The organism is Thioalkalivibrio sp. ALE19 (assembly GCF_000428605.1).
In the GTDB taxonomy this organism is placed as follows: domain Bacteria; phylum Pseudomonadota; class Gammaproteobacteria; order Ectothiorhodospirales; family Ectothiorhodospiraceae; genus Thioalkalivibrio.
In genome coordinates, this window is sequence record NZ_AUAG01000056.1 from 1 (window position 1) to 2961 (window position 2961).

A 2961-nucleotide genomic window follows, 5' to 3' on the forward strand; every position below is an offset into this window, starting at 1 on the left:
CCAGCCCCCGTCATTGCGAGGAGCCGAAGGCGACGCGGCAATCTCCGCACAAGGCCCCGGCGCGGGCCGATTCAGGCGTCGGCCAGCGCGCGCTCGATCACGTCACGCAGGTCGCGCGAGATTTCGAGGGCGGCGAGGCGCTCGAGTTCCGCACGCATCTGCTCGCCGCGCGCCGGATCCACCTTGCGCCAGCGGGTCAGCGGCTGCACCAGACGCGCGGCGGTCTGCGGGTTCATCCTGTCCAGCTTCTCCACGAAGCCGGCAATGCGGTGATAGCCCTCGCCGTCGGCCTGGTGGAAATGGCGTTCGTTGCGGGCCATGAACGGGCCCAGCACCGCACGCACGCGGTTGGGGTTGGACCAGCGGAACCCGGGATGCTGCAGCAGGTACTCCAGGCGGTCGAAGCCGCCCGGCACCTGGCTGGCCGCCTGCAGGCCGAAGTACTTGTCCAGCACCAGCGGGTCGTCGTGGTAGCGCCGCTCGAAGTCGGCCAGCAGCAGGCCCCGAGCCTCATGGTTCAGGTCGTTGATGGCGTTCAACGCCCCCATGCGCATGGTCTGGCTGCGGGCCTTGCGGTACTGCTCAAGCACCTCGGGCACCGCGGATTCGTCGCCGGCCGCCACCCGCAGTGCCAGCAGGCGGTTGCGCAGGCGCCGCTGCCCCATGGCATCGGCGGTGAACGCGCCGTTGTCGATGTCGTCCAGCTTCGGCTGGCGGTCACGCAGCCGGTCCGCCAGCGGGGCGTACAGCCGCGCCTCCAGGGCATCACGTTCGGCCCGCAGGCGCACCGGGTCCACGCAGTCGAACAGCTCCGCCAGCTCGCGCGGCGGCGGCAGCTGGAGGATCGTGGCCAGCAGCACGGGCTCGATCGCCGGATCCTCCAGCAGGGCCGCCAGGGCGTGCTGGATCTCCGCCTCCAGCACCGGGTCGGCGGCGTCATCCTCGATGCGCGCCCGGATCGCACGCCGCATGAGGGTCTGCGCCGCTTCCCAGCGGCTGAAGGCATCGTCGTCATGGGCCAGCAGGTGGGCGAGGGTCGTCGCGCTCTGGTTGGCCTCCAGGATCACCGGCGCGGAGAAACCGCGCAGCCAGGACACGGCCTGCGGGGTCGCCGAGAGCTCGTCGAAATGGAAACTGCGCTCCGAGCGGTCGAGCTCCAGCACCCATTCATCCTGTTCCGGGCCGCCCTCCAGGCGCCCGCGGATGCGCCGCCCGTCGGCATCCAGCATCGCCACCCGTACCGGGATGACCACCGGCTCCTTGTGTTCCTGACCCGGCGTCGGCGGGGTGTACTGCCCCAGGCTGATGCGGAATTCGCCAGTGGAGCCATCCTGCGCGGTGGCGGCGGTCACGTGCGGGGTTCCGGCCTGGGTGTACCAGCGCTTGAATGCCGTCAGGTCGCGCCCGCTGACCTCGGCCATCACGGCCACGAAGTCGTCGGTGGTGACCGCCTGACCGTCGAAGCGCTCGAAGTACACATCCAGCCCGCGGCGGAAGGTCTCGCGCCCGATCAGGCTGCGCAGCATGCGGATCAGCTCCGCGCCCTTCTCGTACACCGTCAGGGTGTAGAAGTTGTTGATCTCGGCGTAATGATCCGGGCGCACCGGGTGCGCCAGCGGCCCGGCGTCTTCGGGGAACTGATGGGCGCGCAGCAGCGAGACATCGTCGATGCGCTTGACCCCGAACAGCGTGCAGTCGGTGGTGAACTCCTGGTCGCGGAAGACCGTAAGCCCTTCCTTGAGCGACAGCTGGAACCAGTCGCGGCAGGTGACACGGTTGCCGGACCAGTTGTGGAAGTACTCGTGGGCGATCACCGACTCGATGGCGACGAAGTCGTCGTCGGTGGCGGTGTCGGGGCTGGCCAGCACGAACTTGGCGTTGAACAGGTTCAGCCCCTTGTTCTCCATCGCCCCCATGTTGAAGTCGTCCACCGCGACGATCATGTACACGTCCAGATCGTATTCGCGGCCGAAGGCCTCCTCGTCATAGCGCATCGCGCGCTTCAGCGAGGCCAGCGCGTGGTCACAGCGATCGGCGTTGTGCGCCTCCACATACAGCTCCAGCGCGACCTCGCGCCCGGACATCGTGGTGAAGGTTTCGCGCTGACAGGCCAGATCGCCGGCGACCAGCGCAAACAGGTACGACGGCTTGGGGAACGGGTCTTCCCACACCGCGTAGTGGCGCCCGCCGTCCAGTTCACCGGCCTCCACGCGGTTGCCGTTGGCCAGCAGCACCGGGTACTGCGCCCGGTCCGCCTCCAGGCGCACGCGGTAAGTGGTCAGCACATCCGGACGGTCGGGGAAGAACGTGATGCGGCGAAAGCCCTCCGGCTCGCACTGGGTGCACAGGTTGCCGCTGGAGGCGTACAGGCCTTCCAGCGCGGTGTTCTGCTCCGGGTGGCAGCGGCTGACGATCTCCAGCCGCGCCGCCTCCGGCAGGCCGTGCAACAGCAGGCCGTCGGCGTCTTCCTCCAGCATGCCCTCGCCCGGCTCGCCGCCATCCACCGTCAGCGACACCAGCTCCACGCCGTCGCCGTACAACCGCAGCGGCGCCCCCGGCTCCGCCGCCTGCGGGTTGCGGCGCACCGCCATGCGCGTCGTCACCTCGGTGGTCGCCGCCGCCAGATCGAAATCCAGCTCCAGGTTCTCCACCTCGAACGCCGGCGACTGGTACTCGCTCAGATAGACCGGCTGGGGGTTCGCATCACGCATTCCAGACTCCAGATCAGAAACATTGCCAAAGGTTTAAGGAAACACTGAGAAATATACACGTTCGCGCTCGAGTCGCTTTTGCGTACGAACAAGGCGCGGCGACCGCCGTGCAGTCATTCTGCACAAGGGAGTCGCAACGCCGTGCGCGCGCAAAAGCGGCCGAGCCCCTTCGGGGTTGGCGCCCCGGGTTCCCCGATCCGGCGTTGCGTCGCTTGCGGGTAGAACCACTACCCGTTGCACGACGCGCCTT

The 2961-nt window shown here is 68.5% G+C and carries 1 protein-coding gene; it reads right to left on the minus strand.

Annotated elements, in window-relative coordinates; genetic code table 11:
* Positions 1-71 precede the first annotated feature (71 nt).
* Positions 72-2711: an aminopeptidase N gene (pepN, locus tag F787_RS0113890; protein WP_028492571.1), complete on the minus strand. Its 2640-nt coding sequence runs from the start codon at positions 2709-2711 to the stop codon at positions 72-74.
* Between the last annotated feature and the right edge of the window lie 250 nt (positions 2712-2961).

Excerpts from the sequence above, each read along its gene's own strand:
- pepN (WP_028492571.1), bottom strand. The coding sequence starts at position 2,711 with ATGCGTGATGCGAACCCCCAGCCGGTCTATCTGAGCGAGTACCAGTCG.